Source organism: Rhizobium indigoferae (assembly GCF_034554815.1).
Lineage (GTDB): Bacteria > Pseudomonadota > Alphaproteobacteria > Rhizobiales > Rhizobiaceae > Rhizobium > Rhizobium leguminosarum.
Genome location: NZ_CP140635.1, coordinates 2,349,795 through 2,376,740, shown reverse-complemented (window position 1 = coordinate 2,376,740; position 26,946 = coordinate 2,349,795). Strand labels below are relative to the sequence as shown.

The following is a 26,946-nucleotide window of genomic DNA, read 5'->3' as shown; positions in this document are numbered from 1 at the left end:
TTCTGTCGCCTTTCTTTACTATGACAAGCTGGCATTCTACCTCGACGACAACCCTTCCGGAGGCGCTTTTGCGGCTGAGACCTATCCTGCTTCGCACCATTCTTCTGCTGACGCTGGCGGTCGCTGGCGCGCATTTCAAGGGTGCTGCGGCCTTTGCGCAAGAGCCACAGGCGGCGGCGCAGGCGCCGCTTGCCGATACGCCGCTCGACCAGGCGACAAAGGAGATCGACAAGGCGAAGGTCCAGCTGACGGCGCTTCAGGACGGCGTCAAGCAGAATGCCGACAATGACGATGCCCTGGTCGGGCTTGCAACCAAGGCCGACGAGCTCAGCCGCGCCGTCATCACCATATCGGTCAATCTGAGGCCACGTTTGGATCAGATCAAGAACCGGCTTGCCGAGATCGGCGATCCGCCGAAGGACGGGCAACCGCCGGAGGCCGAGATCGTCACCCAAGAGCGCAACGCGCTCGCCGCCGAGCGCGCGCAGATCAATGCGGTGACGGGCGACGCCGAAAACCTGTCGATCACGGTGACGAAGCTCGTCAACGAGGTCACCGAAATGCGGCGGCGGCTGTTTGCCGACACGTTGCTCAGGCGCACCGAGATCTCTGTCTCGGTGCTCGACGATGCCGGCGGTGCCTTCGTGCATGAGGCCAGCGAATTCTTGCAGGCCCTGTCAAGTTGGGCCACGTTCGTCTGGAAATTCAAGCGTTTCCCGCTGTTTGCCGCGATTTTCCTGTCACTCGCCTCGGCCCTCATCCTGCTTTCCGGCAGTTACCGGCTGTTCGGTTCGTATCTCCGTCGCGACGAAGCAGTCGAGAACCCGTCCTATATCGGCCGGCTGTCGATCGCCTTCTGGTCGACGCTGATCCGCACGCTGGCGCTCTCGGTTCTACTCGTCACGTCGTTCTTCTTCCTCAATGGTTTCAACGTATTGCGACCCGACATCGCACCCGTCATCGGCGCTCTGTTCGGGGCGATCGGTCTCGTCTATTTCGTCGGCCGCTTCGTCAATGCCATCTTCGCGCCGAATGAACCGCGCTGGCGGCTCGTTCGACTTTCCAATCTCGGCGCGCGCTCGATCGGTTATTGCTTGCTGGCGATGGCCGTCGTCAACGCGCTCGATTATCTGTTCGGTACGATCGGCGAGGCGATGAGCTCGCCACTGGTGCTGACCGTGGTCAGGAGCCTGATTGCCGCGCTGATCATCGGCCTGATCCTGATTTCGGTCTCGTTCGGCAAACCGATGCTGGCGAAGAACGGCGATCCAGATGCACCGGGCCGGCATTGGCCGCGCGGCATGGCGATCATCCTGCGTGTCGTCGGCGCCGGCCTCATCCTCACCGCGCTGACTGGTTATGTGGGGCTGGCACGCTTCGTCGCTACGCAGCTGATCATCACCGGCGCGGTCGTCGTCACCATGTATGTCGGTCTGCTCTCCGGCAAGGCGATATCCAGGCAGGAAAGCTTCGGCGATACTTTCTTCGCGCGCTTCCTGACGCGCCGCTTCAAGCTCGGACCGGTGGCGATCGACCAGGCCGGCCTGGTCGTCGGCCTTGCGATCTATGCCGTGGCGCTTCTCGTCGGCATCCCTCTGATCCTGCTGCTCTGGGGCTTCCATGTGCAGGACCTGCAGATGCTTGCCTATAGGCTGTTCACCGAGGTCAGGCTCGGTGGCATCAGCATCTCGCTGCTCGGCATCTGCACCGGTATCCTGCTGTTTGCCGGCGTCTACCTGCTGACGCGCTGGCTGCAGCGCTGGCTCGACGGCAATGTGATGGCGCGAAGCCATGTCGATCTCGGCGTGCGCAATTCGGTCAAGACGGGTATCGGCTATCTCGGCGTCGGCATCGCGGCGATCATCGGCGTTTCGGCCGCAGGCATCGACCTCTCAAGCTTCGCGCTCGTCGCCTCGGCACTCTCGGTCGGTATCGGTTTCGGCCTGCAGAACATCGTCTCTAACTTCGTCTCCGGCTTGATCCTGCTCGTCGAGCGGCCGTTCAAGGTCGGTGATCATGTCGTTTCCGGCACGGCCGAAGGCATCGTCAAACGCATTTCGGTGCGCGCCACCGAGATCGAGACGTTCCGCAAGCAGTCGATCATCGTGCCGAATTCCGAGCTGATCAACGGCCTGGTCGGCAACTGGACACACCGCAACAAGATCGGTCGCTCGGAAATTCCGGTTTCCGTTGCTTACAACGCCGATCCGCAGCAGGTGATGGACATCCTACTGGAACTGACGGCCAAGATACCGCTCGTCATGCGCAATCCGGAGCCGCATGTCGAATTCCTGCGCTTCGGGCCATATTCGCTGGATTTCGAGCTGCGTTTCTTCCTCGCCGACATGGGTGACGGCATGGCGGTGCGCAACAATCTCAGGATCGAGATCCTTAAGCGCTTCAAGGCCGAGGGAATCGAGATCCCGCTGCCACAGACTGATCTTACCATCCATCGGGAGGCTCGTCCCGCGCTTGCCGATGCGGGCAGGGATCAACCCAACGAGCAGGAAAACTCGGCGGACACGCCCATGGAGGAGGAAGAGCAGCCGGTGCGGCAATTGCGCAGCAAGACGGCAGACGGCAATCGGAAAGGCTGAACGGGTCATTCAGCCATCATTCACAGCTATATGTGCATGATCTCCACTATCGGGATCGCTGCCGGGGGCAGCACCGATCGTTCGAGGGGAGGGCGCGCCAGCGCCGCCGCACATGATGGCAAGATTTGCCGCCGTTCTGCTTGTCCCGCTGCTTGCCGCGCCCGCGGTTGAAGCGGCATCCATCACCAACACCGATCCCGCCGCCGTCGTGCTCGTCATCACCGAGAGCGGCCAGCGCGTCGAGGTCGTCGTCGATGCCGGCGCTTCGGAAAGCCTCTGCCCTTCCGGCTGCTTCATGACGACGCCCGACGGCGACCGCATTGGGCTCGACGGCGGCGAGACGATCGACATCGTCAAGGGCTCGGCCGTCGTCAAGTAGCGGCTGCACTGATTAATGCGCTCAGGCTTCTCCGGGGTTGGGAACAGTTTCCGACCGGGCAACCGGGCGCGTCAGCCGCATAATAGCGGAGAATGCGGCGACGGGGATGGTGCTGAGCAATGCTGCGATCGACAGTGACCATGATACGCCGAGATTGCCCATCAGGAAGGCAAGTGCGAACGGCGCCATCGAGGAGACGACGAGACGGGCCGACATGATTTGTCCTTGCCGCCGGCCGTAGCCATCGCTTCCGAAGAGCGCGAGCGGTAAGGTTCCGTAGACGATGCTGTTAAGGCCGGAGCCGAGGCCGAAGACAATGGCGAAGACCAGCGCGCCGGGCACCGAGGGTGCGGTGGCGATGAGGATGACAAGGGCCGCCGGCAGCAGGATGGCGCAGATGATCGCCAGCATCACTTGCGACAAGCTCTCACCAAAGACCATATTGATGAGGCGGCTCAACACCTGTGACGGGCCGAAGAGCGTTCCGACCACCACTGCCATGGTGCCGAGGCCGAGTGCAGACATGACAGGCACCATGTGAACCAGAAGTGCCGAGTTCACGAAGCTTTCCAAAGCAAAGCCCGTTACCATCAGGATAAAGGCCGGCCGGCGCACCGACGGCTGAAGGCTAGGCTCGACGCGTTTGGCGGACTCCTTTCCTGTCCGTCTCCTGGTCTCGCTGACGCCACGGGAGAGCCAGGCATGAATGGGAAGGCAGATGGCGAGATGAAGCGCGGCGAAGATCAGATAGACATTCTGCCATGAGAGATGCGCGTGCAGCGCCGTGGTGATCGGCCAAAAGATGGTCGAGGCGAAGCCGGCGATCAGCGTCAGGTAGGTGATACTGCGCTGGGCGATGCGCGGCCTGATCTGCACGAGCAGGGCGAAGGCGGCGCCATATTGCACCAGGTTCGAGGCGATCTCGATGCCGATCAATGCCGCGACGAAAGCGACCTTTCCCGGCGCGAAGGTGCAGACGACGAGGGCAGCGGCGGCAATCGCCGAGCCCGATGTCATGATCCTGCCTGCGCCGAAGCGATCGATCCATGTGCCCATTAGAGGTGCGGCCAGGCCGCCGATCAGAAGGGCTAGGGAGAGCGCAGCGAAGATCCATTCCGATGACCAGTTGAGATCGCGGGCCATGTCAGGGGCGAGGATGCTGAAGCTGTAATAGAGCGATCCATAACCGATGATCTGTGTAAGCCCGAGTGCAACAATGGCCGCTACCGGCGGTCGTTCGGTGCTGATTGTCATAGGGATCTGAGGCTCACGCGCTGTTCGAGCTTTTCGGCTTCTTCTTTCCGCTCGCTGTAGCGGTCGGTCAGATAGTTCGACGCACCACGGGTCAGCAGCGTGAACTTCACCAGTTCCTCGCAGACGTCGACGACGCGGTCGTAATAGGATGAGGGTTTCATGCGGCCGTCGGCGTCGAATTCCTGAAAAGCCCTGGCGACTGATGACTGATTGGGAATTGTGATCATCCGCATCCAGCGACCAAGGATGCGAAGCTGGCCTACTGCATTGAAGGACTGGGAACCGCCGGAGACCTGCATCACTGCCAGCGTTTTACCCTGTGTCGGCCGGACCGAGCCGACCGACAGGGGGATCCAGTCGATCTGCGCTTTCATGATACCGCTCATTGCTCCATGACGTTCAGGGCTGATCCATACCTGGCCTTCCGACCATGCCGACAATTCGCGCAGTTCCTGAACTTTTGGGTGGCTCGCCGGCTCGGCGTCGGGCAACGGCAGATCTTCCGGATTGAAGATACGCACTTCACAGCCGAAATATTCGAGCAGCCGTGCCGCCTCCTGTGCGAGGAGGCGGCTATAGGACACCGCTCGCAAGGAGCCATAAAGGATCAGGATGCGGGGCTTGTGCGTCGAGAACGCCGGCCTGAGTGCGTCCATATCGGGTTGACGCAGATGCATCGGCGATACGGCAGGCAGATCAGACAATGCGCTTGCCCTCGGCATCGAGCACCTTCTCGCCATCTTCCTTGGTGAAGGCGCCCTTGTGCGTTTCCGGCAGGATTTCGAGGACAAGTTCCGACGGTCGCGACAGGCGCGTACCGAGAGGGGTGACGACGAAAGGCCGGTTGATCAGGATCGGATCTTTCAGCATCGCGTCGAGAAGCTGATCGTCGCTTAGATCGGGATTGTCGAGGCCGAGTTCGGCGTAGGGTGTATCCTTCTGGCGAACGGCATCGCGCACGGTGAGGCCGGCATCGGCAATCATCCCGACCAGTTCCTGCCGTGACGGCGGGTTTTCCAGATATTCGATGATATCAGGTTCTATGCCGGCATTGCGGATCATCGCCAGCGTGTTGCGGGAGGTGCCGCATGCCGGGTTGTGGTAGATGGTGACGTTCATAGCTTTGCCTCTGACGATAGGGTTGATGAAGCGCCTGGCTGCAGCAGCCAGGTGAACAGGAGAAGGGCTGCGACCGCGCCTGTTATTTCGGCGATCCAGAAGCCGGGAAGATCGACCGGGCGGATGCCGGAAAAGGTATCGGTCAGCGAGCGGGCCAAAGCGACGGCCGGATTGGCAAAGGAGGTCGAAGCGGTGAACCAGTATGCGGCGGTGATATAGAGCCCGACCAGCCACGGCACCGCCTTCTGCTCGAACTTGATGCCGGCGAGGATCACCGCCGCCAGGCCGAAGGTCGCCATGCCTTCGGAAAACCATTGCGCGCCGCCGGTGCGCACCTTGCTCGACATTTCTATAAGTGGCAGGGCAAACATCAGATGGGCCGCGACGGTCCCGACGATGCCGCCGAAGATTTGCGCAGCGATATATCCGGCGAGATCGCGTTTTGCCAGCGAGCCCGACATCGCAAAGATCAGCGAGACCGCCGGGTTGAAGTGGGCGCCGGAGATCTGTCCGAGCACAGTGACCAGCACCACCAGGATGGCGCCGGTCGCGAGCGTGTTGCTGAGCAGAACAAGTCCTACGTCCTGCGTCAGCGATGTCGCCATGATACCCGACCCGACAACTGTCGCGACCAGCATGGCGGTGCCGAGACCCTCGGCGACGAGCCGGCGTGGTAGATCGAAGCCCGTCATCAGCCCATCCTCGTCGTGCCGCGGAACGGCGCATCGCCAATGCGGTCTGCGGTCATTGCAATTCCTCTTTCGTCGCAGGTGCACAGCAGGCGGCGACGGCGGCAGCCGGCGCGCAGATCTGAGGGTTTCCGCTGCAGCAATCCTCCATCAGGAAGCGGATTAGGCCGCCCAGCGCCTCGTAATTGGCGGTGTAGATGATCGAGCGGGATTCGCGTTGTTGCGTAATCAGGCCTGAGCGTTCGAGCTCCTTCAGGTGGAAGGAAATATTGGACGGCGAGACCTCCGCCTTCTCCGCGATTGCACCTGCCGCCATGCCATTGGGGCCAGAGACCACGAGCATGCGGACGATGTGCAGGCGAGTCTCTTGCGAGAGAGCACCGAATGCGACGAGGGCTTGACGTTGATCCATATTTCAATGATCCTTGAATTATTGAAATGAGGATTAGCTGATATGAACGCGATCGACAACGGAAAAATTCAAGAGGACGACATCAGCCTTGGCCTGCTGCTCAATACGCTCGACGGCGAAAGGGACGCGCCGCTGGTTTTCTATTATGACGGCCGGCCGGTGAAGCCTGGTTATCATATCACCGAGGTCAAAGCGGGCCAATTCTCGGCCCTCCATTGCGGCGCCAATCCTGAGGCCTGGACGGAGATCTTCATCCAGCTCTGGGACATCGAAGAGGGCGACCGCACACACATGCCGGCCGGCAAGTTCCAGGCGATCATCCGCAAGGTTACCGACCACGTGCAGCTCGATGGTTCGGCGAAGCTGACCTTCGAAGTCAGCGATGGCGTGCGCCCGATGCAACTCTATTGTGCGGCGATGCCGATTCTCAGCGCTGGAACCGTCCATGTTTCGCTTTCGCCACGGCCGGCAAGCTGCAAGCCGCGCGACCGCTGGCTGGCAGAGGAAAACAGCAAGGCGGCGGCCTGCTGTGGGCCGCGAACGGCAACGCGCGGCTGCTGCGCGTAAGGGACACATGATTGTGCGGCAGGGCAGCGCGGGATCTTATTGACTGACCGCCAGTCAGTCATATAAATGGAGGCTGTCGGTTTGATGCCGGCGCCGCCCGTTTCACACCCGGAGATCGCAATGAGCGCGCAGACCCTGTTGAACTCTCTGTTCCGATACAAAGCCAGCGTTGACGATGAGCTTCTCGATGCCCTGAATGCGCTCGGGGCTGAGGCGCGATCTGACGACTTTCGCTCAGCCCTTCGTGTGCTCAATCACGCCCATCTCGTCGATCGTATTTTCGTCGCCAATCTTCAGCGGCTCAATCAATCCTACGCGGCGAGCTGGAGCAGCGAAGCGCCGCCGTTGGCGCAGCTGTCGTCCGATATCCGGGAAACCGACCGTTGGTATACCGACTATACCTCGCGTATAACGCTTCCGGAAATGGAGGAAGTCATAGACTTCACCTTCACCGATGGTGGGCGCGGGCGCATGTCCCGCGAAGAGATGCTGGCCCATGTGGTGACGCATGCCGGTTATCATCGCGGTGAGGTCGGTCGCCTGCTGCCAGAAATCGAGAGCATCGCCATGCGCGACGTTTTTACCGGCTACCTGCACAGGACCGACCCCACGCGCCGTCAATGAGAGTGGAAGCACCGTGTCGATGCCGGCCGATCCTGTTTCTAAACCGAGAACCAAGCCTCCCGAGGAGCGACGCGACGAGCTGATGACCGCAGCCGAGCGGCTGTTTCTGCAAAAGGGCGTGGAGCTGACCACGATCGAGGAGATCACGACGGGGGCGGGGGTCGCCAAGGGCACCTTCTATCTGCACTTTTCCTCGAAGGCCGATGTTCTCCAGGCGCTGCGCGCCCGTTTCGTGCAGGGCGTGCTGGATGGCATCGTCGCGGCGGTCGAAGGACGGAGACAAGAGGATTGGCGCGGGAGACTGGCGGCCTGGTCCATGGCATGCGCCACCGGCTATCTCGACGCGGCCGGGCTGCATCATCTCGCCTTCGTGACAGCACCTCCCGCAACAAGGGAAGGGCTTTCGCGCAACATCCTGATCGACCATTTGAGCGAATTGCTCGCCGCTGGCGCGGGCGAGAATGCCTGGTCGGTCGGCGATCCTGGCTTCACGGCGGTGTTCCTGTTCAATGCCCTGCACGGCGTGGTCAATCAGCCGGGCATCGGCGAGACGCCATCCGATCGCGCCGAATTGCTGCGGGCGATCGAGGCGCATTTCCTGCGCTCGCTGGGTTTGCCGTCAGGCATTGATTGAGGGCTGGGCATTCCACCATCTCAGCACCCGCATAGCCCGGAGCGTCACCCATCGCGACGGCTTGCCTTGCCCGTCGTCGATCTCGAACCACACCCGACCTGCAGGGCTCCCGTCGAGCTGCCAGCTGCCGTCCCGAAGGCGTCTGGAACGCAGGTGCTCGATCGCCTCGCCGAGACGCGGATCGGGATTATTGCCGGTCAGGATCGCGCTGGAGCGGAAATAGTCGAGCGCACGCAGAATGTCGTAGCGCCAGCGGTTCGGGTGCAGGAAGTGCAAGAAGCGCTCGTCGGCCGGCTCGCCGGTGCCGAGGCGGCGGAAGAGGTTGCGGGCCAGTAGAAACTCCTCGCCCGTCCTGCGCGCCTCTTGAGACCGATGCGTGCCGCCGGTCGACCTCTCGTATTCCAGCAAGCCTTCCAGCACGTTGATGGTGCTGGCGAAAGATGAGCGGACAGAGCCATTGATCCGCTCGCAGTTCCAGCCGCCGTCGTCGAGACGCTCGCCGGCCAGCCTGTCGACGATGGGCGAGACGTCGATCCCGAAATAGGCGCCATCGGCAATGGTGCGGCCGTTGATGCACTCCTCGACTTCGCCTTCCCAGTAGGGCTGGCCGCCTTCTTCCCAACGGGCGCTGGCGCCGATCAATTCGACGGTGCGCCTGGCGCACCCGCAGGCGGGATCAAGACCGAACTCCCTCAATTGCGATAGCGAGAAAGTCGTGGCCGTCCACGGCTGGCCACGCTCCTTCCACTCGAGAGCGTCGAAACCGGCGGGCAGGAAGGCGCCGCCCGCCCACTGCCCGTCCTCATCCTGGCAAGAGAGCAGCCTGGCGCCCCAACCCTCGGTCTCGACTTTGGCCCGCTCGGCCATCCATTCCCTATCTGGGGCATCGAGCAGGTCGCGCATCACCTGCCACCGGATCGACGGATCGGAGTCGAGAAGCCATTCGATCACCGGATCGGATTGGATCATGGGGCGAACCTGTTGGCGGATCGGGTCGATGGCTCGGTTATAATCGCTTCGGCTGAGCAGTGCCACCCGGACAGGCCTACGGGAAATCGTCTAAATCCGACGGGTCGCGTCAGGCGCTGGCGCTTGCGAAACCGCGGCCGGACTATGCCAAGGAAAGCACGAAGCTGAAGATCAAAATGCTCGGTTCGACCTATAATGCGACGGTTGTCGGCGAAAGCCCGCTCGATGCCTGAAATGCGGCGCTTCGCGCCTGATTTCTTAATCATATCCGCAAAGAAATCGGAGGCGGCGCCATTGAGCCGCCTCTTCGTTTAGAACTGGGCGCGCCGATTAATAATTATTCAAATCAATTGATGTATCAGTTTGATCCGGGGACAGATTTTACATCAAAGGTTTGCTATGGCGTTTCTAGGTATTTCGGGGATGCAATATTCCGGGGAAATGTTTGCTGGTGCGCGTATTATTGTCGCGGAAGATTCCAACGTATTCACCTCGATGATCAGCAAACGCCTCAAGGAGCTGTTCGACATCGATGTCGAGATTTGCCGCAGCTTCGAGGATCTGCAGGTTTCCTACGACAAGTCTTCCGATCCGATCACGCTGGCGATCTCGAACATCAATCTGCCCGGCGCCGAAAACGGCGAAGCGCTCGAATATCTGGTCGATCTCTCTATACCCACAATCGTCTTTACCGGCACTTTCCATGAAAGCATGCGCGACAAGCTGATGGCCAAGGATATCGTGGACTATATCCTCAAGGACAATATCTTCGCCGTCGACCTGCTGGCGGAATCGATCTGCCGCTTCCTCACCAATCACCGCCATCACGTGCTGATCGTCGATGATAGTGCGACGGCGCGCGCCCTGCTGTCGAGCCGGCTGAAGCGCTACAATTTCCGTGTCAGCGTCGCCGAGAGCGGCGGCAAGGCGCTGGAGATCCTGAAGGCCAACCGCGATATCGGCCTGATGATCACTGACTACAACATGCCCGACATCGACGGCTTCGAACTGACGCGGCGCATCCGCGCCAGTATCGGCTCGCACGAGCTGCGCATCATCGGTGTTTCCTCCTCCTCGAACCGGCTGCTTTCGGCGCGATTCCTGAAGGCCGGCGGCAATGATTTCATGCTGCGTCCCTTCATTGACGAGGAGTTCTATTGCCGCGTCAACCAGAACCTCGATACGCTGCTGCAGATTCAATCGATGCGCAAGGAGCGGGCGGTTGCCTGACGGCCCTTCCAGTATCGGTATCGCCAGAGGGGCGAATATCACGCTCGGGGACAGTCGTCGAATTTCTGCAATTACAGGTAATGTCGCTGTTATTTGTCCCCTTCACGCGTACAGGCCTCTCGGTTATCGTCCCCGCCGGGGAGAGGGCCGAGTCGAGCCCATCGGACGCATCGGGGAGTAGGGTCTGTGGCTTTTCAAGCGGATTTCCAGCGGGATGGTATCGGGCTGCGCTCCGGCGGGCTCAAGATACTTCTGGTTGAGGATTCCCGGATGTTTTCCGCCGTGCTCTGTCACCGATTCCAGACGGAGCTCGGCCTTGCCGTCAAATCCTGCCCGTCGCTGAAAGCTCTTCGCAAGGAACTTGCTGACGACGGTCACGGCTACACCATGGCCGTCGTCGACCTCAACCTGCCGGATTCGCCCTATGGTGAAGCGCTCGACTGCACGATCGAGCACGATATCCCGGCAATCGTCTTCACGGCGACATTCGATCTCAACACGCGCAACAAGATCATGGAGCGCAATGTCATCGATTACGTGCTGAAGGACAATGAATTCGCGCTCGACAATCTGGTCGCCACCGTCCGCCGGGCGATCTCCAACCGCAAGACGCGAGTGCTCGTCGTCGACGATGTCGTCTCGGCACGCCAGGTGCTCGTCGACCTGCTCAAGGCACAGCAATATCTCGTCGTCGAGGCAAATTCGGGGCTCGAGGCGCTGGCGGCGCTCGAGGCCTACAGCGATATCGAGCTCGTCGTCACCGATCACCACATGCCCGATATGAGCGGCTACGAGCTGACGCGGCGCATTCGCCATCGCTTCGGCTCGGACAGGCTGCGTGTCATCGGCGTTTCCTCCTCCAATGACCGCATGCTTTCGGCGAGTTTTCTCAAGGCCGGCGCCAGCGATTTCGTTTACCGGCCCTTCGTTGCCGAGGAGCTGCAATGCCGCATCGCCAACAATGCCGAAACGCTGGCGCAGATGCGGCAGCTGAGGGCGGCAGCGGCCTGCGACTACCTGACCGGCCTCTATAACCGCCGCTATTTCTACGACAATGGCCCGAAGCTGGTGAACGAGTGCCTGCGGCTGAAGGTACCGAGCTCCGTCGCCATTCTCGATATCGATCATTTCAAGCGGCTGAACGACACCTATGGCCACGAGATCGGCGACAAGGTGCTGAAGGCTGTCGCAAACAGGCTGTTTACGATCTTCGAGGGCAGCGACAATCTTCTATCGCGCCTCGGGGGCGAGGAATTCGCCATCCTCTTTCCGCAGATGGATTCCGCTGCTGCGACCAAGCTCTGCGACGAGATCCGCTCGGATATTTCGCGGCTGAAGGTCACGGCCGACGATGAGGAACTCGGAGTCACGATTTCGATCGGCATCGCCGAGATCGGCGGTTACGAGACCTTCGAGAATTACCTCAACGCTGCCGACCAGTTTCTCTACATGGCCAAACACAGGGGCCGCAACCAGGTCTATTCCGACGCCAGGATGACGGAAGAGGCGGCGCAATAGCGCTATCCGAAGGGCAGAGCCAAGCCGCCGCCTTTCATATCAGGCGGCAGATGGCCGTCTTATCGTCTCAAGCGGCGACCGTCTTTTATTGTCTCAGGCGGCGACCGTCCTCTATTGTCTCAGGCGGCGACGGCCTGGCGAGCGGTCGCCATGGTCATCTTGCGCTCGGCGCGCTCCTGCTGCGGTGAGCGATGGTAGAGTTCGCGATAACACTTGGAGAAGTGCGAGGCCGAGACGAAGCCGCAGGCGACTGCGACCTCGACGACGGGCATTGAGGACTGCACCAGGAGGTGGCGCGCACGGTCGAGGCGGATTTCCAGATAGTAGCGGGCCGGCGAGCGGCCCATCTCCTGGCGGAACAGCCGTTCGATCTGGCGGCGGGAGAGGCCGGCGCCGTCGGCGATCTCGATCAGCGACAGAGGCTCGGCGAGATTGCCTTCCATCAACTCGATGATCGACAGCACCTTGGCGTTCTGCACGCCGAGGCGGGCGCGCAGCGGCAGACGCTGGCGGTCGTGCGGGTTGCGCACGCGATCGGTCAGGTGCTGCTCGCAGATGCGGTTGACAAGGCTTTCGCCGAAATCCTCGCCGACGAGGTTCAGCATCATGTCGAGCGAGGCGGTGCCGCCGGCGCAGGTATAGAGATTGCCGTCGATCTCGTAGAGATCGGCATAGACCTCCGCCTGCGGGAAGGCTTCCGAAAAGCCCGGGAGGTTTTCCCAGTGGATGGCGCAGCGCTTGCCGTTCAGGAGGCCGGCCTGAGCAAGCACATGCGCGCCCGTACAGAGGCTGCCGACGGCAACGCCGCGATTGTAGCATTCACGCAGCCAAGCATTGACCGATTTGTTGTTGAACTGCTCGACATCGATGCCGGAACAGACGAGCACCATGCCCGGCCGGTTTTCGCCGCCGAGATGGCGGCGCTCCTCGGCAAGCGAGGAATTGGCCTCGACGCCGATGCCGCAGGAGGAATAGACTTTTTCCCCATCGACGGAGGTCAGTCGCCAGGTATAGGCCTGATAACCGAGCATGCGATTGGCGATGCGCAAGGTGTCCACGGCCGCCGAAAAGGGCAGCATGGTGAATTGCGGTACCATAAAGAAGACCAGCGAACGCTTTTTGATCTGCATCCTGTTCATAGCGAAATCCATGCTCGAGGGACGATGACACATTCGTTGCGCGGAATGCGTCGCGCCGATGTCCTGAAAGCGACACTGGCATGGAAAAATGCGGCCGGGAAGAGCAAATATGCGACATCGGCCACGATTTGGCCGATCAAACTGCCTGAATGGCTGCGGATAGGGCTGATGACGGGCGGATAGGCGACTGAAATTCAAGACTGAAAAGGGCTTGGGAATGGACGGTCAGGCCACGAAAAAGGCGGCATTGCGCAAAGCAGACGCCGCCCTTATCTTGGGTGGAATGTCGCATTCATTACATGGTCCGGTGTTTGCTGTCGTCCGTGCTCGGCCAGCCGATGTCCTTGCGGATGTCGAAGGGCATGGCTTCGATTTCACGAGCCGTCTGCCAGCGCGTCCAGGCGAGGGTGAGCTTGCGGGCATAATGTGCCAGATCGAAGCGGCCTTGGCCGGAGGTGAGGGACTTACCACCACCGCGATAGGTGAGCGTGGTCATTTTCCGGTTCCTTTCTAGGGTCAGGGGCATGGTCGTCAATGGGAGGTTCGTCCATGTCCATGATCGTAATATGGGCCTTGGGAACTCATCATTCAAACGAATAGAACTTATGGATAACATCAGAGATATTGAATGATGGCGGTGAGCCGGCTAGCCCGTCGAAGGCCACTATAGGGTCGGTCATCCTCATGGGCCTCCTGGCTTTCCGTGCAAGGAGATCTGCGGAGCGGAGCATAATACCGAAAGGAGTGTGCTGTTTTCGGACGACGTCATGCTCTGTTTGATTTAGTGGGCGGCGGATCAGACCGGTGACGAGTATCGCGCTGGCGATCGAGACGACTTTGCCGGAGGCGATGATAGTGGCCGTGATGCCGACTCGCGAGCCTTCTGCGAGCCACTCAGCGCGGGCATACGTCCCAGAAGCCCGTCGTCTTGTCGGGTGAGGTGTAGTACCAGCACTGACCGGACTGAGGCGGCGTACCTGCCAATGAAACGGCTGCAGCTCCGGCGACGAAGCCGATGGCGGCGCCTGCGGCGATGGCGGTACCCGGACGCCAGTAGCGGCGAGGGGTCACCACCACGACGTCGCGCCGGACGGGCGGCCGAACGGCAGGACTGGTGCGTCCGACCGCGGCGCACCGCGCGGTCCGCAAGCCGCAGCGCCGCAGCCCCTCGGACCGCAGGCCGCAGCGCCGCGACGGGCTTCGGCCGTCGCCGGTACGAGGAGGGGCGCGCAGACCGTCATCAGCACGGCAAGTGTCGCAAGCACATGCGATAGGTTGACCGGGAACTTCATTTCATTTCCTCCCATTGCTTTCGTGTCTTGTTTAAGGGCCTGAAGAATGCCGCGCTCAGGCCGGGTTCGTGGCGCTCGCCGCACTATGCGCCGCGAGCGTCTGCTGGGCAGCGGCTGCAACAGCGTCGTCCTTTCCGCCCGAGACCTGGACGGTTGGCACGGCGAGCTTGATGCCGTTTTCGTTGAACGCCTGATGGATCATCCGCAGGGCGCGCCGCTTCAGCGTGAACTGCTGGCCCGGAAGCGTCATGACCTTCATCCGCAGGAGCAGGCCGGAGTCACCCAGGCTGTCGATCCCCTGCATTTTCAGCGGCTCGATCGTCGTCGGTTTGAATTCCGGATCCTCGAACAGTTCGAGGCCGATTTTCTTGATGATCTTGCGGGCCTTCTCGATGTCGGAATCGTAGGTGATGGTGATAGTCATCTTCTCGATCACCCAGTCGCGGCTCATGTTCTGGACCGCTCCGAGCTCGCTGAAGGGGACGATGTAGACGGCGCCGCGGTGGTGCCGGAGCTTGATGGATCGCAAACTGAAGGACTCGACGGTGCCCTTGTAGCTGCCGCTCTGAATATATTCGCCCACCCTGAAGGCGTCGTCGAGCAGGTAGAACATCCCGCTGATCACGTCCTTGACCACGGTCTGCGCACCAAAGCCGATGGCGACGCCAACTACGCCGGCACCGGCGATCAATGGGCCGATTTCCACGCCGAGCGATGACAGCGCCATCATGATCGCGATGGCGACGAAGAGGATCATGAGGAAATTGCGAAGGATCGGCAGCAGGGTCCTGAGACGCGTGCGCCGCCGCTCCCGTTCGCTGCCGACTTCAAGGACGGCCTCGGTGTCGCCCAGCTTGCGATCGATCAGCACTTTCACCACATTCCAGGCGAGATCGACAACCAGGAGAATGATCCCGGCGCTGAAAAGACCGCGCACGAGGCGGAGAAGCGGCGAATCCTGCATCGTCATCTGCGTCAGCCTGACGTCCAAGGCGTCCGCAAGCAGAACGATCGCACCAACGATCAGCGCCGCCCTTATACCGCGCTCGATAATCACCGAAGCGACGGTGCTTCTTTGCTGGCCGTCCTCCTCGTCCGCGGAAGAGTGCAGGATATTGTTAACCGACGCCTTGGTGAGGGCGATGGCGCCGGGCAATGCCGCGCAGACCACCGCGATCCAGAACAGCTTCATGGCTCCCACCACCCACAGCAGCCAGACGCCAGCGAAATAGACCGTCCAGAGCCAATTCCGGGCGCGTAGTCCGATCCGGCTGGCTTGGCCGGCAGACAATCGGGACGGACGTCTCCAGACAGCTTCGATGCCGATGACGAGCAACACGAGGCCAAGCGAATAGGCGACCAGTTGCCGGGCCGGGTCGGAAAAGCCGAGAGTGCCGAGCAGGCGGATGGTCACCCAGCCAAAGGCATACCAGCCAACGAGATAGCCCAGGCGTTTCGCCCAGTGGCGGGCGGCATCCTTCGTGATCGGGACGACACGGAATCGGCCCTCGTCCTCTGCCCGGGGCGCGAGAAGCACGTCGAAAAGCGCGCTCGCCAGGCGGAAGACGACGATCGCGAAGAGATAGCCGACGACGATCTCCCGGATAACAGGCGGCCATTGGAACAGCAGGAAGAAGCCGATGCTGCCAAGCCCGAAGGAGAGGACGTAACATGCCGCCCACAGAAGCCTCGCGGCCAGTGCCACCACCCTCTCGCGGACCGTGGCAAAGGGCGCGCGCGCCATCCATGCGCGCCAGCCGGCGCTGATCCACCAGAACAGCCATTGCGCGGCCAGACCGACAGCGACGAAGGCCGCGACCAGGAAGATCGGCCTCGTCCCGCCATTCGCCTGGATGTCCCGTTCGAGCACTGCCCCGCCTTGCATCGTCTCCAGGGGAAAGGACTGGATAGCGCCGAGAAGGCCGGAGGCGTGGGTACGGAATCGCATCGCGAATTCCGAGAATGATGGGTCGGAGTTCGGGGTTGCCAAGGGCGGTTTCGCCGCAGCCTGGGCTGCTTGGGACTGCTGTTGCAGGAAGCGCTGGACGTCAGGATCCGAGAACATCCCAATGAAGCGTTGAACGCTTTCAGGCTGCGCGTTCGCAGGCGTCACGCTCTGAGCCACGGCAATGGAGGCACAAAGGAGAACGGCCGCCAGGGCGGCCGCCGTGAGAAGCGATCTAACCATGCGGATCTTGGAAACTCGTGGCATTGTCTATCCTGATCTTTGTGAACTGTCAGTTGCCAATTCCTGAACCGTTATTGCCTGCACGACTCCTTCGATCGGCCTCCGGCAGTGCAGTCGGGCGCCCGCTGCTGTTTGCCCATAGGACCCGTGAGGCCGCTGACCTGGCCGGCATAATTATCTCTGGTGTCGGCATCGACGACTGCGACCGGGGCGGCAAGGATCAGGCCGGCGGCGCTGCCCGCGGCGGCGGCTGTACTCGTCGTCGCGGCAAGGATCTTGTCCCCGAGCCCGACCTTGCTGTCAGTCAGCGTCTGGCCGTCGGAAATCCGCGCTCCGATCAGCTGAACAACCTCGGGCGATTCTGCAAATTTCCCGTGGTTCAGCCTGTCGCCCGCTTTGACTTTGGTGAGGTCGATCACCGTGATCTGGCTGTCGGCCAGTTCCTTCTTGAAGGGGGCCTGCTCGGGATCGATGGCGCCGAGTCTCGCGACGTCACCCCATACCCTGCGGGATACTGCGAGCGCGCGGTCATCTCGCGAGACGAACAAGGTGAACTGTGGATGCTGCTTGCCCATGTCGACGATCTGCTGCCGGAAGACATCGACATCCACGTCGGGCGAGGCCAGCATCACATTCTCGAACTTGGCAGGGAGGCGGCCGTTGCGGATCGCCATCTGGCGAAGCGCTTCCAGCGCCAGCCAGTTCCCCATGGAATGCGCGAGGATGGAGACTTCCTTCACTTCAGGATCCCTGGCGAGATATTGGAAGAGCATCTCCAATGCGTTGCGCGTGTAGTTCGTGCTCTCCCTGTCATATCCGTATGCAAGCAGACTGCCGCGCGACGGCCATGTCACGAGCACGGGAGCACTATGGACGCCGGAATCCTTGACGATCTGAGCGAAGCGATAAACGGAGTCTTCGAAGCGGTTGTTGAAGCCGTGGATGAACACCAGCACGCTGCGGTCGTGGCTCTTCCTGACCGAGGCGCTCAGCCATTTCTTGGCGTCGTCGCGCGTGATCTCGTCGGCTTTCAAGGTTGCGAAATCGGTTGCGGGATTGGATGGAAGCCTCTTCGGCCAGGCGACTTCGCCGACCTTTCGGACGTTTGCAGGGGGGATGGATACGGTGATGTCGGCAAAGGCCGGGGCGAGTGCGCGCTCGCCTGTAAACATTTCGCCCCGTATCGTGGAGCGGCTGCGCGTCGTGGTCACTAGCATGTCGACCTTGGTGGAATTCGGCGCGCTGTCGGCAACGGGGATGAGCACATTCTTCGGGTGGCCGCCACATCCGACCAATACGCAGAGCAGCAGAAGAGCCAAGATCCATTCCAGACCTGGGTAAAGTCTCGGTTGAATTCGGCCATTATGACATCTTGCTGTGCTCACTGCGGCTGCTCCTCATAACTCTGCCGAGTTCAGGCAGGCCTCGACGCCGCACGCCGCGGCGGTCGAAGTCTGCACAAGGCAAGACTACGCGAAGATCGGAGACGTTACCCGTATAATCGGGGTATGTTACGCAGAGACAGTGTCAGCGGGGTTGCAGATCCGAGACGGTGGGAGCAGCCGACGCCGATTATCGGGCACCGCCGCTCCCGCCTCGCGAACTGGCATCCGGACCTTCAACCCGGACGACAATTGGGACGTGACTGCTGATTGAACACGGTCGCGCGTGTTGGGAACCAAGTCTGCTCCACCTCGTTGCCGCTTCGTACCTGACAATGATGCAAAGGAGGAAACGATGATTTCCGCAGAGCAGATCCGTGAACATATGGAAGTGCGGGCTGCCGACGGCACCCATGTCGGCACAGTCGATCATCTCGACGGCCCCACGCGCATCAAGCTGACGAAGCTCGATTCGGAGGACGGCAAGCACCACTTGATCCCGATCGATTGGGTCGATCACGTGGATGCTCACGTCCATCTGTCGAAGAACGCCAGGGATGTTCGAAGCCAGTGGGCCACCATCAACTGACAGCCGGTCGGCTGCGGCTTGCGGGCCGCAGCCTCCTTAGAACAAGATAGTTAGAGCATGATGACTTTGACGCCGGCCACCGCCCGTTCAAGCGATAGGAGATCGATATGCCAGCCAAGTCCAGGGCCCAGCAGAAGGCCGCAGGCGCCGCCCTCTCGGCCAAGCGCGGCGAGACACCCAAGAGTGAACTCAAAGGCGCCTCGAAACAAATGGTCGAATCCATGAGCGAAAAGCAGCTCGAAGAGTTCGCCTCAACCAAGAGGAAGGGCAAACCCCAGCACGTTTCGAAATGAGGGTGCCGAGCACCGCCATGTGTTGCTGAACGTTTCCGCCGCTCAACAGCTACGGGGCGGTGACCTTGAAAGCGGGCTGCCTCTGCCGCCGGCGCCGGCCGCCTATCAACCGAGATTGGCGGTTCGTCCGCGGTCGGTGTATGGTTCCGACAATCGTTTCGCGGCAATTGCCCATCAGCTAGAAGAGCGCATCGCGCTAAAACGGAGTCCGAGATTGGCCGTCGCTTTTACCAAGGAAGAGAGTTTCGAAACCGCTTCGGAAACCCTGCTGCCCGATCGTCCGATTTCGGCGCATCCGAACCTTGTTACGGAAGCAGGACTGAAGGCTCTCGAGCTGCGCTTCAAAGAGGCTCGCGAGGCCTATGATGGCGCGAGCACCATCGACGACGTGAACGAACGGCGGCGGCAGACAGCCAGTCCCTTGCGTGATCTTCGCTACTTAGCCGCAAGACTTCGCACCGCCCAGCTCGTGCCTGACCCTACGTCAATCGACACCGTCGCCTTCGGCAGCACGGTGACTTTCCGCCGTGACGACGGGCGCGTGCAGACCTATCGTATCGTCGGAGAGGACGAAGCCGATCCCAAGGCCGGATCGATTTCCTACGTATCCCCGGTGGCGCGGTTGCTGATGGGCAAGGCTGTCGGCGATGTGGTGGAGACAGGCGGCCAGGAACTGGAAATCATCGCCATCGCATAGGAGCGCGCTATTTGCGTAGCCATCCCCGTTATTTTGGTACTATCCGGTACTTTATTTATCGAACCTTTACCATCCGTGGCTAGAACGATGACATTCCACCAGTGAAAGTCATGCTCATGGTCAGCGCAATTTCCAGTTCTGCATCCACCATTTTGAGTTCAGCCGCTACAACCTCGTCTTCCAGTTCGTCGGATCAGCTTGCCTCTCTCGAGGCACAGCTTGCCGAAAAGAAGGCAGCCCTGTCGGAAACGCAGGACGAGCAAGAGAAGGCCACGATCGAAAAATCCATCGATACGCTGGAAGCGAAGATTGCCAAGCTCGAAGCGAGCGAGAGCAGCCAAACTCAGGCGTCTGCTGCATCGAAGCCTGCCGGTGACGCTCCGAAAGAATTTTCCGGCGAAAGCGAGCGTATCGGCACGACGAATTTTGACGAGACCAGTGAGTTCGGCAGCCGCACGGCTTACGTTTGATAAAAGGGACCCGGTTCTGCTGCATTCTTGAGTGACGCGTCAAAGACGGCGCTTGGCCACTGTGACGACTTCGCGCGTCAGATCCGCCAGGCGATCGGCGGCGAGGCGGTTTATCTGCCAGTAGAGCGGGACATCGAGCGGTGTGTCGGGCACCAGCTCGACCAGCCGTCCGGACGCGAGATGCTCGCGGGTCAGCTGGGTCGGGTTCATCCCCCAACCCATGCCCGAGAGGCTGGCTTCGACGAAACTTTGCGGCGACGGCAGCCAATGGGTAGGATAGTCGAGATCGCGTCCGAACATCCGCCGCACCCAACTGCTTTGTAACCTGTCCTTCTGATTGAAGGTCAGAGCCGGGGCGTTGCGGATTGCCTCTGATGTCACGCCATGCGGAAAGTGCCGTGCGACGAAATCGGGTGTTGCAGTTGCGTGGTAACGCAGAATGCCGAGTGCAAAACGTCGGCATCCGCGGACCGGCTTTTCCAGGCTGGTGACAGCGGCGATCACCCGCCCGCGCTGTAGCCATTCGGCGGTGTGGTCCTGGTCGTCGACGGCGACGTTCAGCAGATAGGAAGAGCTCCTGGCGAAACTCGACATGGCCTCGACGAACCATGTCCCGAGGCTGTCGGCGTTCGTCGCGATTTGAAGCGTGACCCTTTGGCGAGGTTCGTCGGGATCGATGAGGGCCGGCAGCTGCCCGAAGAGTTCTGCTTCGAGCATGCCGACATTCTCCATATGGCGGCAGAGCCATTCTCCCTTTTCCGTCGCCGTGCACGGCGTGCCTCTGACGATGAGGACGACGCCGAGACGCTCCTCGAGCTGCTTCACGCGCTGCGAAATGGCCGACGGGGTCACGCTCAGGACGGTCGCGGCTCTCTCGAAGCTGCCTGTCTGGACAATGGTTGCGACGGCACGAAGAGCGGAATAGTCGAGCATGGATTAGTTTCACTTAATCTAGGTAAGTCAGATTAACTAGCCTAATTCTCCCAATCGCGATAGCGCAACCTTACCGAAATGAGGGGCGTTGGCCGAAGAGATGAATTTTTCGATCTATATAACCGGCTTGATGATGGGCCTCAGCCTGATTGTCGCCATTGGCGCGCAGAACGCCTTCATCCTCCGGCAAGGCTTGCGAAACGAACATGTCTTTGCCGTCTGCCTCGCATGCGCGGTATCGGATGCCGCGCTGATCGTACTTGGTGTGACCAGCCTCCAGCAGATCGCCAGGTTCATGCCCTGGCTCGACCCGGTCATGCGCTATGGCGGAGCCGCATTTCTGGTCTGGTACGGGGCAAGAAGCCTCTATTCCGCCTTGCGGTCGTCCGCTGCTCTGACGACCGGGGAAGCAAAGTCGTCGAGTTTTCGGCAGACGCTGGCGACCTGCCTCGCACTCACCTGGCTCAATCCCCACGTCTATCTCGACACGGTCGTGCTGCTCGGCACGATATCGACGCGATATCCGGGAGAGCAGGCTTCCTTTGCGGCAGGGGCGGTGACGGGTTCCTTCCTGTTCTTCTTTTCGCTCGGATATGGCGCAAAGCGGCTGAGGCCGATCTTCTCGAAACCCTCATCCTGGCGCATGCTGGAAACGCTCGTTGCTTTCACGATGTGGATCATAGCGTTCAAACTGCTGGGCGGGATGTGATCGGCGTTCGACCGTCGATCATCCGCTGCGGCGCAAGTCGAGTAAGACGTTGCGAGTTGCCCGGCATCGATGTGCCCAGATCCTGAGCGGATTCAAAGGGATGAAGCGTCTCTACCGCGTCCCATCGCACGCGCGGCGCTCCGGGACGGTCAACTCTAGCTCGCGCTGGCAATCTGCCAGCAGATGTGGCGGAAAGCGCCTTAGCTCTCGGAGCGCATGCTCATGGTTCGCATCCCTGCGCCTCTGCGACTTGAATGCGGAAAGGGCCTGTACGATATTCCAGATGTTTGTTTGAGGCATGTCGGGCCTCCTTTGCTGCATTTAGCTGCCGACGCCCGAAATATGAGGGTCAATTGACATTCAATCAAACAAAATGATATGGGGTTATGAATCAGAAAAATTGAAAGATGCGACGATGAGCATTCCCTTTCGCCGTCCCATTCCGCTGCTTGATAACGAGGTGCTGCGTACCTTCGTGGCTATCGCAGAGACAGGCAATTTTTCGACCGCCGCAGAGGCGGTCTTCCGCACGCCATCGGCGGTGTCGATGCAGATCAAGAAACTTGAAGAACAACTGGGGGCAACGCTGTTTCTGCGCGACGCCCGCTCGGTATCGCTGACGCGCCACGGCGAGATGTTGCTGTCCTACGCGCGCAACATCCTGGCGCTGTCGAACGAGGCGGTGTCGCGCTTCATCATGCCGGAGCTTAGCGGCGTCGTGCGGCTCGGCGCGCCTGAGGATATCGGCGAACGGCTGCTGCCGAGCATCCTGAAGAGTTTCGCCGAGAGCTATCCCGGCATCATGGTCGATGTGACGATCGACATGAGCATCGGACTGAAGAAGCGCATGGAGGAGCAGCGGCTCGACCTCGCGTTGATCAACTGTGCGACACGGCCGTTCCCGACGGGCGGCGAGGTCGTGTTCCGCGAGCGGCTGGTCTGGGCTGGCGCCAGGTGCGGTTCGGCGCATCGCCGAGATCCCCTGCCGATCTCGATCTGGGAGGATGGCTGCATCTGGCGCCAGGAGGCGCTCTCCCAACTCGAACGCAACAAGCGGCATTATCGCGTCGCCTATCTCAGCGGCCACACGATGGCGCAGCGCGCCGCCGTGCTTTCTGATCTCGCCATCGCGCCACTGCCGCTGTCCTATGTCAACGAGGACATGGCGATCCTCGGGCCTCAGGAAGGGCTGCCGGAACTCGGCGCCTTCGATATCCGGCTGCTAACCGCCTCGCAGGTGTCGGGGCCGATCGAGACGGTGGCCGACAGCATTCGCGGCGCCTTTGCCGAGAGAGCAAAGGCGGTCGCCGCCTAATCCCCGAAAATCCGATTCGATTTTCGCAAAGGATTATGCGCGGATAGTCTGACAGGTATCCTTCTAGCCGGTGAACCTTTTGGTTTGTCGTGCGTTATCGGCGCGGACGGCAATTGTCGCCGTTCGGGGTTGATTTCAAACAAGGATATCCGAGATGACGACAACGGCCAAAATTGCCGCAGCCTTGATGGTTCTTCTTGCCCTTTCCTCCTGCGGAAACACGATCCGCGGCATAGGAAAGGATACAGCAAATACCGTGAACGCCACGCAGGATGCCGGCCGCTCAGTCGACCGCGCCGCGAAGAAGTAACGACCGTTCAGATCGCTGCCAGAATCGCCGGATCAGGTGCTGACCGGAGTCGGATCATCCTAACGGATGACCGGGGCCGGACCATCCTAACGGATGACCGGGGGATAAACCTTTTCCAGCCCGCCGGATCGGTCGAGACCGGTCCGGAAGGCTTGGTAGGCGGGATGTTGGCTGGAGCGGGCGGTTTCCATCAGTCGGATCTGTAACCGGTCCGGCGCCTGGGTTCCGAGCCAAATTCCCAGATTTTCGAGCTTCAGCGAGTTCAGGAAACGCGATCCGGCGGCAAGATCGAGATGGCGGCGCAGGCCGTCGAGCAGGTTGTCGTCCTGGGCGGCGTTTTCCATCAGTAGCGCCACATACGACTTGTCGGTCTCCGACAGCGCGGCAAGCTTTTCCGCAACGGTATCGCGGTCGGGAAAGGGAACATTGCCTGTCATCGAATCGTCCATGCTTGCTCGTGTCTTGTCGTTATAAGCTCCCCTTGACCTTCTCGGCTACATCGACAGGCACCCATTTCGTCCACAGGCCCTCGTAATTGCGAAGGAAATAGATCGCGGCATCCTCGTTGCTTTCGCGTTTTTCGTCCTGCCAGGCGAGCACCTGGTTGATCGTCTCATTGTCCCATTTGCGGGTCTTGAGATAGGTCGTGACAGGTCCGGCACGGCTGGCGAAAGACCGGGTCATCAGTGTGAAGGCGCGCGAGACCGGGTAGGAATTCAGCTGCGGCCTGGCGCAGCCGGCAACTGCGGTACAGCGGTCCCATTCGTTCTTGTTGTGGCCGACGCCGAAGCTCAGGCGCGTCATGTCATATTTGCCGAGGATGGCGGTCGGCGCCCAGTAATAACCGAGCCAGCCGACCTTGTTTTCGAAAGCGCGGGCAATCGAGGCATCCAACTGTTCGGGACTGCCGGTTTCGACAAGCTCGAAGCTTTTCTTGTCGGCAGCAAGCGCCTTGAACAGGTTGGTGGTTGATATCTGGCAGCTCCAGTCGGCGGGACAGTTGTAGACTGCGCCCTTCGATGGGTCGTCCTCGGCGGGGAAGAGCTCGGGATGTCTCAGCGCGTCTTCGACCGAGCGGATGTCGGGGTGGGCGTCGGCGATGAATTTCGGGATCCACCAACCCTCGACGGCGCCGTCAGCCAGGATTTCGGCCCCCTGCACCAGCCGGCCGCTGTTGACGGCTTGATCGAGCAGGGCCCTGACGGAATTGATCCAGTATTCCGAGGCGATGTCAGGGGTGCCTTTCTCATTCATCGAGGCAAAGGTCGGCAGGGTGTCGCCATCGACAATGGTGACGGAACAGCCGTAGCCCTTTTCCAGGATGATCTTGTCGAAGCTCGCCGCAATTCCTGCCGAGGCCCATTTCATTTCGGCGATCGAAACGCTGCCGCATTCGGCTGCTTCAGCCGGCGCAACGGTAGAAAGAGCCGCGGCAAAGACGGCCGGAATCAGAAACGTCTTCATCGTCATTCCCCGAATTCTTCTTAGGCGGACGCGCAGGCTCTGAAATCAACCGACATATATCTCTGGCACCTGAGGGGAAAACGCCTGCCGGGCGATACAGCAACAGGCTTTCCGGTTCATGGCACCGTCCGTCCTTGCGGCTCCGGCAACTCGTCGCAGGCCATGTTCAACAATGGCGCATTATGACGGAGCCTACGCGTTCGCTCGCAGAAATCAACCATCTTCTGCTCATGGTTGCGTGACTAAATGATTGAATTCGAAGAATTTATGTGAAGATCCCGAAAATGGCGCCCCTGGGCGAAATGCACGCTCTTCGCGATCGGCGGCGGATCTTCGGCAGAAATTTCGACGAGAATGTCAAAAAAGATCAAAATTAACATTTGCGTAAGCCTTCAATAACCCTCCGGTAAGAATGTGCCGTTATCAGTTGGGTCGTGGCAGCAATGACCGCCGCTTCTCTGGTTCAGGTAGTGCGTACCGGAGAAAGCGAGCTTCGCCGTGTAGGGGCGAAGACGCCTGAGTTTCCGGCAAACCGCGCAGAGCCAAGGCCATGCGCGGTTTTCGCGTTTGCGGCACGGAACTTTGGGGCAAGTCTTGACCCGGGATTACCGCCTATTGTAGGCCTCGCCTGAACGAGAGGCGGATGCGGGCCACCATGGCAAGAGCGATCATGCTGCAGGGAACCGGCTCCGATGTCGGCAAGACGGTTCTGGTTGCAGGCCTCTGCCGGCTGGCGGCCAATCGCGGGCTGACGGTCCGGCCGTTCAAGCCCCAGAATATGTCGAACAATGCGGCGGTCGCCGATGACGGCGGCGAGATCGGCCGGGCGCAGTGGCTGCAATCGCTGGCCGCGCGCACGCCATCCTCGGTGCACATGAATCCGGTGCTGCTTAAGCCGCAATCGGAGAATGGCAGCCAGATCATCGTGCAGGGCAGGGTGTTCGGCCAGGCGAAGGGGCGCGACTACCAGCGGCTGAAGCCACAGTTGCTCGGCGCCGTGCTCGAGAGCTTCGAAAAAGTGGCTGCGGGCGCCGACCTCGTTATCGTCGAGGGTGCCGGATCGCCGGCAGAGATCAATCTCAGGGCAGGCGATATCGCCAATATGGGCTTTGCGACGCAGGCGGGCGTGCCTGTCGTGCTCGTCGGCGATATCGACCGCGGCGGCGTCATCGCCTCGCTGGTCGGCACGCATGCAATCCTCGACGATGGCGACCGGGCGATGATTGCGGGTTATATCATCAACAAGTTCCGCGGCGACGTCTCGCTGTTTGACGACGGCATCCGCGCCATCGAGGGCTTTACCGGCTGGCCGTGCTTCGGCGTCGTGCCGTGGCTGCCGGGTGCGGGACGCCTGCCGGCCGAAGATTCTGTCGTGCTCGAACGGCTGGCGAGGGGCGGGACGGGCGCGCTGAAGATCGCCGTGCCGGTGCTGCCGCGCATCGCCAATTTCGACGATCTCGATCCGCTGAGGACCGAGCCGGATGTCGAGCTGGTGTTCGTGCGATCAGGCGAGCGGATACCTGCCGATGCGAGCCTCGTTGTGCTTCCTGGCTCGAAATCGACGATATCGGATCTCGCCGACTTCAGGGCTGAGGGCTGGCACCGCGATCTCAAGGCGCATGTCAGGCGCGGCGGCCGGGTGATCGGCATCTGCGGCGGCTACCAGATGCTCGGCCGGACAGTGCGCGATCCGCTCGGCATCGAGGGCGGGACGCTCGAGACGCCGGGGCTTGGGCTGCTCGACATCGAGACCGAGATGGCGCCGGAGAAGACCCTGCGCAACAGCCAGGCTCGCTCGACCGAATATGACGCGCCGCTTGCCGGCTACCAGATCCATCTCGGCATCACCCGCGGCCCGGATTGCGATCGGCCCTCGGCGATCATTGACGGCGCGCCCGACGGCGCGCTGTCGGCCGACGGTCGGATCATGGGCACCTATCTGCACGGGCTCTTCGGCAGCGACGCCTATCGTGACCGGCTGCTTCAAAGCTTCGGCCTATCAGGTGGGCGGAGGAATTACCGCGAGAGCGTCGAGCAGGCGCTCGACGACGTCGCCGGGGAGTTGGAACGCCACCTCGATTCGCGCTGGTTGGCCGGGCTGCTCGGTTAGACCGGATGTGTACCGGACGGGCTGCCTCACCGTCATCCGGTCTCGTCGTTCGGCTATTGCCAA

30 protein-coding genes and 1 pseudogene are annotated in these 26,946 nt (G+C 61.0%); 16 read left to right on the top strand and 15 right to left on the bottom strand.

The genetic code is table 11. The annotated features are described in order from the left end of the window. Positions 1 to 68: 68 nt before the first annotated feature. Together U5G49_RS12105 and U5G49_RS12100 are read left to right on the top strand one after the other, a co-directional pair. Positions 69 to 2,597, top strand: coding sequence for a mechanosensitive ion channel family protein (locus U5G49_RS12105; protein ID WP_193446562.1), 2,529 nt, complete (start codon positions 69 to 71; stop codon positions 2,595 to 2,597). Between the two features lie 112 nt (positions 2,598 to 2,709). Further along, on the top strand, positions 2,710 to 2,976 hold the full coding sequence (locus U5G49_RS12100; RefSeq protein ID WP_018242438.1) for a hypothetical protein: 267 nt from the start codon (positions 2,710 to 2,712) through the stop codon (positions 2,974 to 2,976). A 21-nt stretch (positions 2,977 to 2,997) separates the two neighbouring features. On the opposite strand, the gene arsK is transcribed toward U5G49_RS12100, so the two are convergent. Genes arsK through U5G49_RS12075 form a run of 5 tightly spaced genes read right to left on the bottom strand, consistent with a single transcriptional unit; the run spans position 2,998 to position 6,450 of the window. Further along, positions 2,998 to 4,230 (bottom strand): arsenite efflux MFS transporter ArsK, encoded by a 1,233-nt coding sequence (gene arsK, locus U5G49_RS12095; RefSeq protein ID WP_193446561.1) that lies wholly within the window; start codon positions 4,228 to 4,230, stop codon positions 2,998 to 3,000. Beyond that, on the bottom strand, positions 4,227 to 4,952 hold the full coding sequence (gene arsH, locus U5G49_RS12090) for an arsenical resistance protein ArsH (RefSeq protein ID WP_193446560.1): 726 nt from the start codon (positions 4,950 to 4,952) through the stop codon (positions 4,227 to 4,229). The genes arsK and arsH overlap by 4 nt, the downstream gene beginning before the upstream one ends. Further along, positions 4,927 to 5,349, bottom strand: coding sequence for an arsenate reductase (glutaredoxin) (gene arsC / locus U5G49_RS12085; RefSeq protein WP_193446559.1), 423 nt, complete (start codon positions 5,347 to 5,349; stop codon positions 4,927 to 4,929). The genes arsH and arsC overlap by 26 nt, the downstream gene beginning before the upstream one ends. Continuing rightward, positions 5,346 to 6,041 carry an aquaporin gene (locus U5G49_RS12080; protein ID WP_018242434.1) on the bottom strand — a complete coding sequence of 232 codons (696 nt, stop codon included), beginning with the start codon at positions 6,039 to 6,041 and terminating at the stop codon, positions 5,346 to 5,348. The genes arsC and U5G49_RS12080 overlap by 4 nt, the downstream gene beginning before the upstream one ends. A gap of 52 nt (positions 6,042 to 6,093) precedes the next feature. Then, positions 6,094 to 6,450 carry an ArsR/SmtB family transcription factor gene (locus U5G49_RS12075; RefSeq protein ID WP_018242433.1) on the bottom strand — a complete coding sequence of 119 codons (357 nt, stop codon included), beginning with the start codon at positions 6,448 to 6,450 and terminating at the stop codon, positions 6,094 to 6,096. Between the two features lie 42 nt (positions 6,451 to 6,492). On the opposite strand from U5G49_RS12075, the gene U5G49_RS12070 reads away from it, so the two are divergent. The 3 genes from U5G49_RS12070 (at position 6,493) to U5G49_RS12060 (ending at position 8,275) form a co-directional block, all read left to right on the top strand. Next, positions 6,493 to 7,017 carry a DUF6428 family protein gene (locus U5G49_RS12070; RefSeq protein WP_193446558.1) on the top strand — a complete coding sequence of 175 codons (525 nt, stop codon included), beginning with the start codon at positions 6,493 to 6,495 and terminating at the stop codon, positions 7,015 to 7,017. A gap of 120 nt (positions 7,018 to 7,137) precedes the next feature. Then, positions 7,138 to 7,641, top strand: a complete 504-nt coding sequence (locus tag U5G49_RS12065) for a DinB family protein (RefSeq protein ID WP_193446557.1) — start codon at positions 7,138 to 7,140, stop codon at positions 7,639 to 7,641. A 19-nt stretch (positions 7,642 to 7,660) separates the two neighbouring features. Further along, positions 7,661 to 8,275, top strand: coding sequence for a TetR/AcrR family transcriptional regulator (locus tag U5G49_RS12060; RefSeq protein ID WP_193446635.1), 615 nt, complete (start codon positions 7,661 to 7,663; stop codon positions 8,273 to 8,275). Here the strand turns inward: U5G49_RS12060 and U5G49_RS12055 are convergent. Continuing rightward, positions 8,261 to 9,244 (bottom strand): squalene cyclase, encoded by a 984-nt coding sequence (locus U5G49_RS12055; RefSeq protein ID WP_193446556.1) that lies wholly within the window; start codon positions 9,242 to 9,244, stop codon positions 8,261 to 8,263. The genes U5G49_RS12060 and U5G49_RS12055 overlap by 15 nt on opposite strands. Before the next feature lie 59 nt (positions 9,245 to 9,303). On the opposite strand from U5G49_RS12055, the gene U5G49_RS12050 reads away from it, so the two are divergent. From U5G49_RS12050 to U5G49_RS12040, 3 genes are all read left to right on the top strand, one after another. Beyond that, on the top strand, positions 9,304 to 9,477 hold the full coding sequence (locus U5G49_RS12050) for a hypothetical protein (RefSeq protein WP_193446555.1): 174 nt from the start codon (positions 9,304 to 9,306) through the stop codon (positions 9,475 to 9,477). A 166-nt stretch (positions 9,478 to 9,643) separates the two neighbouring features. Beyond that, positions 9,644 to 10,474 carry a response regulator gene (locus U5G49_RS12045; RefSeq protein ID WP_047620984.1) on the top strand — a complete coding sequence of 277 codons (831 nt, stop codon included), beginning with the start codon at positions 9,644 to 9,646 and terminating at the stop codon, positions 10,472 to 10,474. Between the two features lie 186 nt (positions 10,475 to 10,660). Continuing rightward, positions 10,661 to 11,992, top strand: a complete 1,332-nt coding sequence (locus tag U5G49_RS12040) for a diguanylate cyclase (RefSeq protein ID WP_018074553.1) — start codon at positions 10,661 to 10,663, stop codon at positions 11,990 to 11,992. Between the two features lie 119 nt (positions 11,993 to 12,111). On the opposite strand, the gene U5G49_RS12035 is transcribed toward U5G49_RS12040, so the two are convergent. The 5 genes and pseudogenes from U5G49_RS12035 to U5G49_RS12015 form a co-directional block, all read right to left on the bottom strand. Continuing rightward, positions 12,112 to 13,131, bottom strand: a complete 1,020-nt coding sequence (locus U5G49_RS12035; protein WP_018242426.1) for a GlxA family transcriptional regulator — start codon at positions 13,129 to 13,131, stop codon at positions 12,112 to 12,114. A 295-nt stretch (positions 13,132 to 13,426) separates the two neighbouring features. Further along, on the bottom strand, positions 13,427 to 13,627 hold the full coding sequence (locus tag U5G49_RS12030) for a hypothetical protein (RefSeq protein WP_018447267.1): 201 nt from the start codon (positions 13,625 to 13,627) through the stop codon (positions 13,427 to 13,429). Between the two features lie 398 nt (positions 13,628 to 14,025). Then, positions 14,026 to 14,423, bottom strand: a pseudogene (locus U5G49_RS12025) (hypothetical protein). Positions 14,424 to 14,478: 55 nt separating this feature from the next. Next, a complete protein-coding gene (locus tag U5G49_RS12020) occupies positions 14,479 to 16,635 on the bottom strand; it encodes a mechanosensitive ion channel family protein (protein WP_193446554.1) in 2,157 nt (718 codons plus the stop codon). Positions 16,636 to 16,682: 47 nt separating this feature from the next. After that, a complete protein-coding gene (locus tag U5G49_RS12015) occupies positions 16,683 to 17,996 on the bottom strand; it encodes an alpha/beta hydrolase (RefSeq protein ID WP_028733116.1) in 1,314 nt (437 codons plus the stop codon). Between the two features lie 352 nt (positions 17,997 to 18,348). Between U5G49_RS12015 and U5G49_RS12010 the strand changes: the two genes are divergently transcribed. The 4 genes from U5G49_RS12010 (at position 18,349) to U5G49_RS11995 (ending at position 20,042) form a co-directional block, all read left to right on the top strand. Next, positions 18,349 to 18,582 (top strand): DUF2171 domain-containing protein, encoded by a 234-nt coding sequence (locus U5G49_RS12010; protein ID WP_012757858.1) that lies wholly within the window; start codon positions 18,349 to 18,351, stop codon positions 18,580 to 18,582. 107 nt (positions 18,583 to 18,689) lie between these two features. Next, positions 18,690 to 18,875, top strand: a complete 186-nt coding sequence (locus tag U5G49_RS12005) for a DUF3008 family protein (protein ID WP_028733115.1) — start codon at positions 18,690 to 18,692, stop codon at positions 18,873 to 18,875. 214 nt (positions 18,876 to 19,089) lie between these two features. Beyond that, a complete protein-coding gene (gene greA / locus U5G49_RS12000; protein WP_047621449.1) occupies positions 19,090 to 19,572 on the top strand; it encodes a transcription elongation factor GreA in 483 nt (160 codons plus the stop codon). A 110-nt stretch (positions 19,573 to 19,682) separates the two neighbouring features. Beyond that, positions 19,683 to 20,042, top strand: a complete 360-nt coding sequence (locus U5G49_RS11995; RefSeq protein WP_115157398.1) for a hypothetical protein — start codon at positions 19,683 to 19,685, stop codon at positions 20,040 to 20,042. A gap of 39 nt (positions 20,043 to 20,081) precedes the next feature. Here the strand turns inward: U5G49_RS11995 and U5G49_RS11990 are convergent, their stop codons facing one another. Next, a complete protein-coding gene (locus U5G49_RS11990; RefSeq protein ID WP_193446553.1) occupies positions 20,082 to 20,975 on the bottom strand; it encodes a LysR family transcriptional regulator ArgP in 894 nt (297 codons plus the stop codon). A 100-nt stretch (positions 20,976 to 21,075) separates the two neighbouring features. Between U5G49_RS11990 and U5G49_RS11985 the strand changes: the two genes are divergently transcribed. Then, positions 21,076 to 21,684, top strand: coding sequence for a LysE/ArgO family amino acid transporter (locus tag U5G49_RS11985; protein WP_032994612.1), 609 nt, complete (start codon positions 21,076 to 21,078; stop codon positions 21,682 to 21,684). A 111-nt stretch (positions 21,685 to 21,795) separates the two neighbouring features. Here the strand turns inward: U5G49_RS11985 and U5G49_RS11980 are convergent, their stop codons facing one another. Further along, a complete protein-coding gene (locus tag U5G49_RS11980) occupies positions 21,796 to 21,984 on the bottom strand; it encodes a hypothetical protein (RefSeq protein ID WP_018242412.1) in 189 nt (62 codons plus the stop codon). A 73-nt stretch (positions 21,985 to 22,057) separates the two neighbouring features. Here U5G49_RS11980 and U5G49_RS11975 point away from each other — a divergent pair, with 73 nt between their 5' ends. Next, positions 22,058 to 22,999, top strand: a complete 942-nt coding sequence (locus U5G49_RS11975; RefSeq protein ID WP_018242411.1) for a LysR family transcriptional regulator — start codon at positions 22,058 to 22,060, stop codon at positions 22,997 to 22,999. 154 nt (positions 23,000 to 23,153) lie between these two features. Then, positions 23,154 to 23,309 (top strand): entericidin domain-containing protein, encoded by a 156-nt coding sequence (locus tag U5G49_RS11970; protein WP_003540537.1) that lies wholly within the window; start codon positions 23,154 to 23,156, stop codon positions 23,307 to 23,309. Between the two features lie 86 nt (positions 23,310 to 23,395). Here the strand turns inward: U5G49_RS11970 and U5G49_RS11965 are convergent, their stop codons facing one another. Both U5G49_RS11965 and U5G49_RS11960 read right to left on the bottom strand, forming a co-directional pair. Then, complete coding sequence (locus U5G49_RS11965; protein ID WP_028733111.1) at positions 23,396 to 23,758, bottom strand: hypothetical protein; 363 nt, start codon at positions 23,756 to 23,758, stop codon at positions 23,396 to 23,398. A gap of 19 nt (positions 23,759 to 23,777) precedes the next feature. Next, positions 23,778 to 24,779, bottom strand: coding sequence for a glycine betaine ABC transporter substrate-binding protein (locus tag U5G49_RS11960; RefSeq protein ID WP_193446552.1), 1,002 nt, complete (start codon positions 24,777 to 24,779; stop codon positions 23,778 to 23,780). 649 nt (positions 24,780 to 25,428) lie between these two features. Between U5G49_RS11960 and U5G49_RS11955 the strand changes: the two genes are divergently transcribed. After that, positions 25,429 to 26,883 carry a cobyric acid synthase gene (locus U5G49_RS11955; RefSeq protein WP_193446634.1) on the top strand — a complete coding sequence of 485 codons (1,455 nt, stop codon included), beginning with the start codon at positions 25,429 to 25,431 and terminating at the stop codon, positions 26,881 to 26,883. The last annotated feature ends 63 nt before the right edge of the window (positions 26,884 to 26,946 follow it).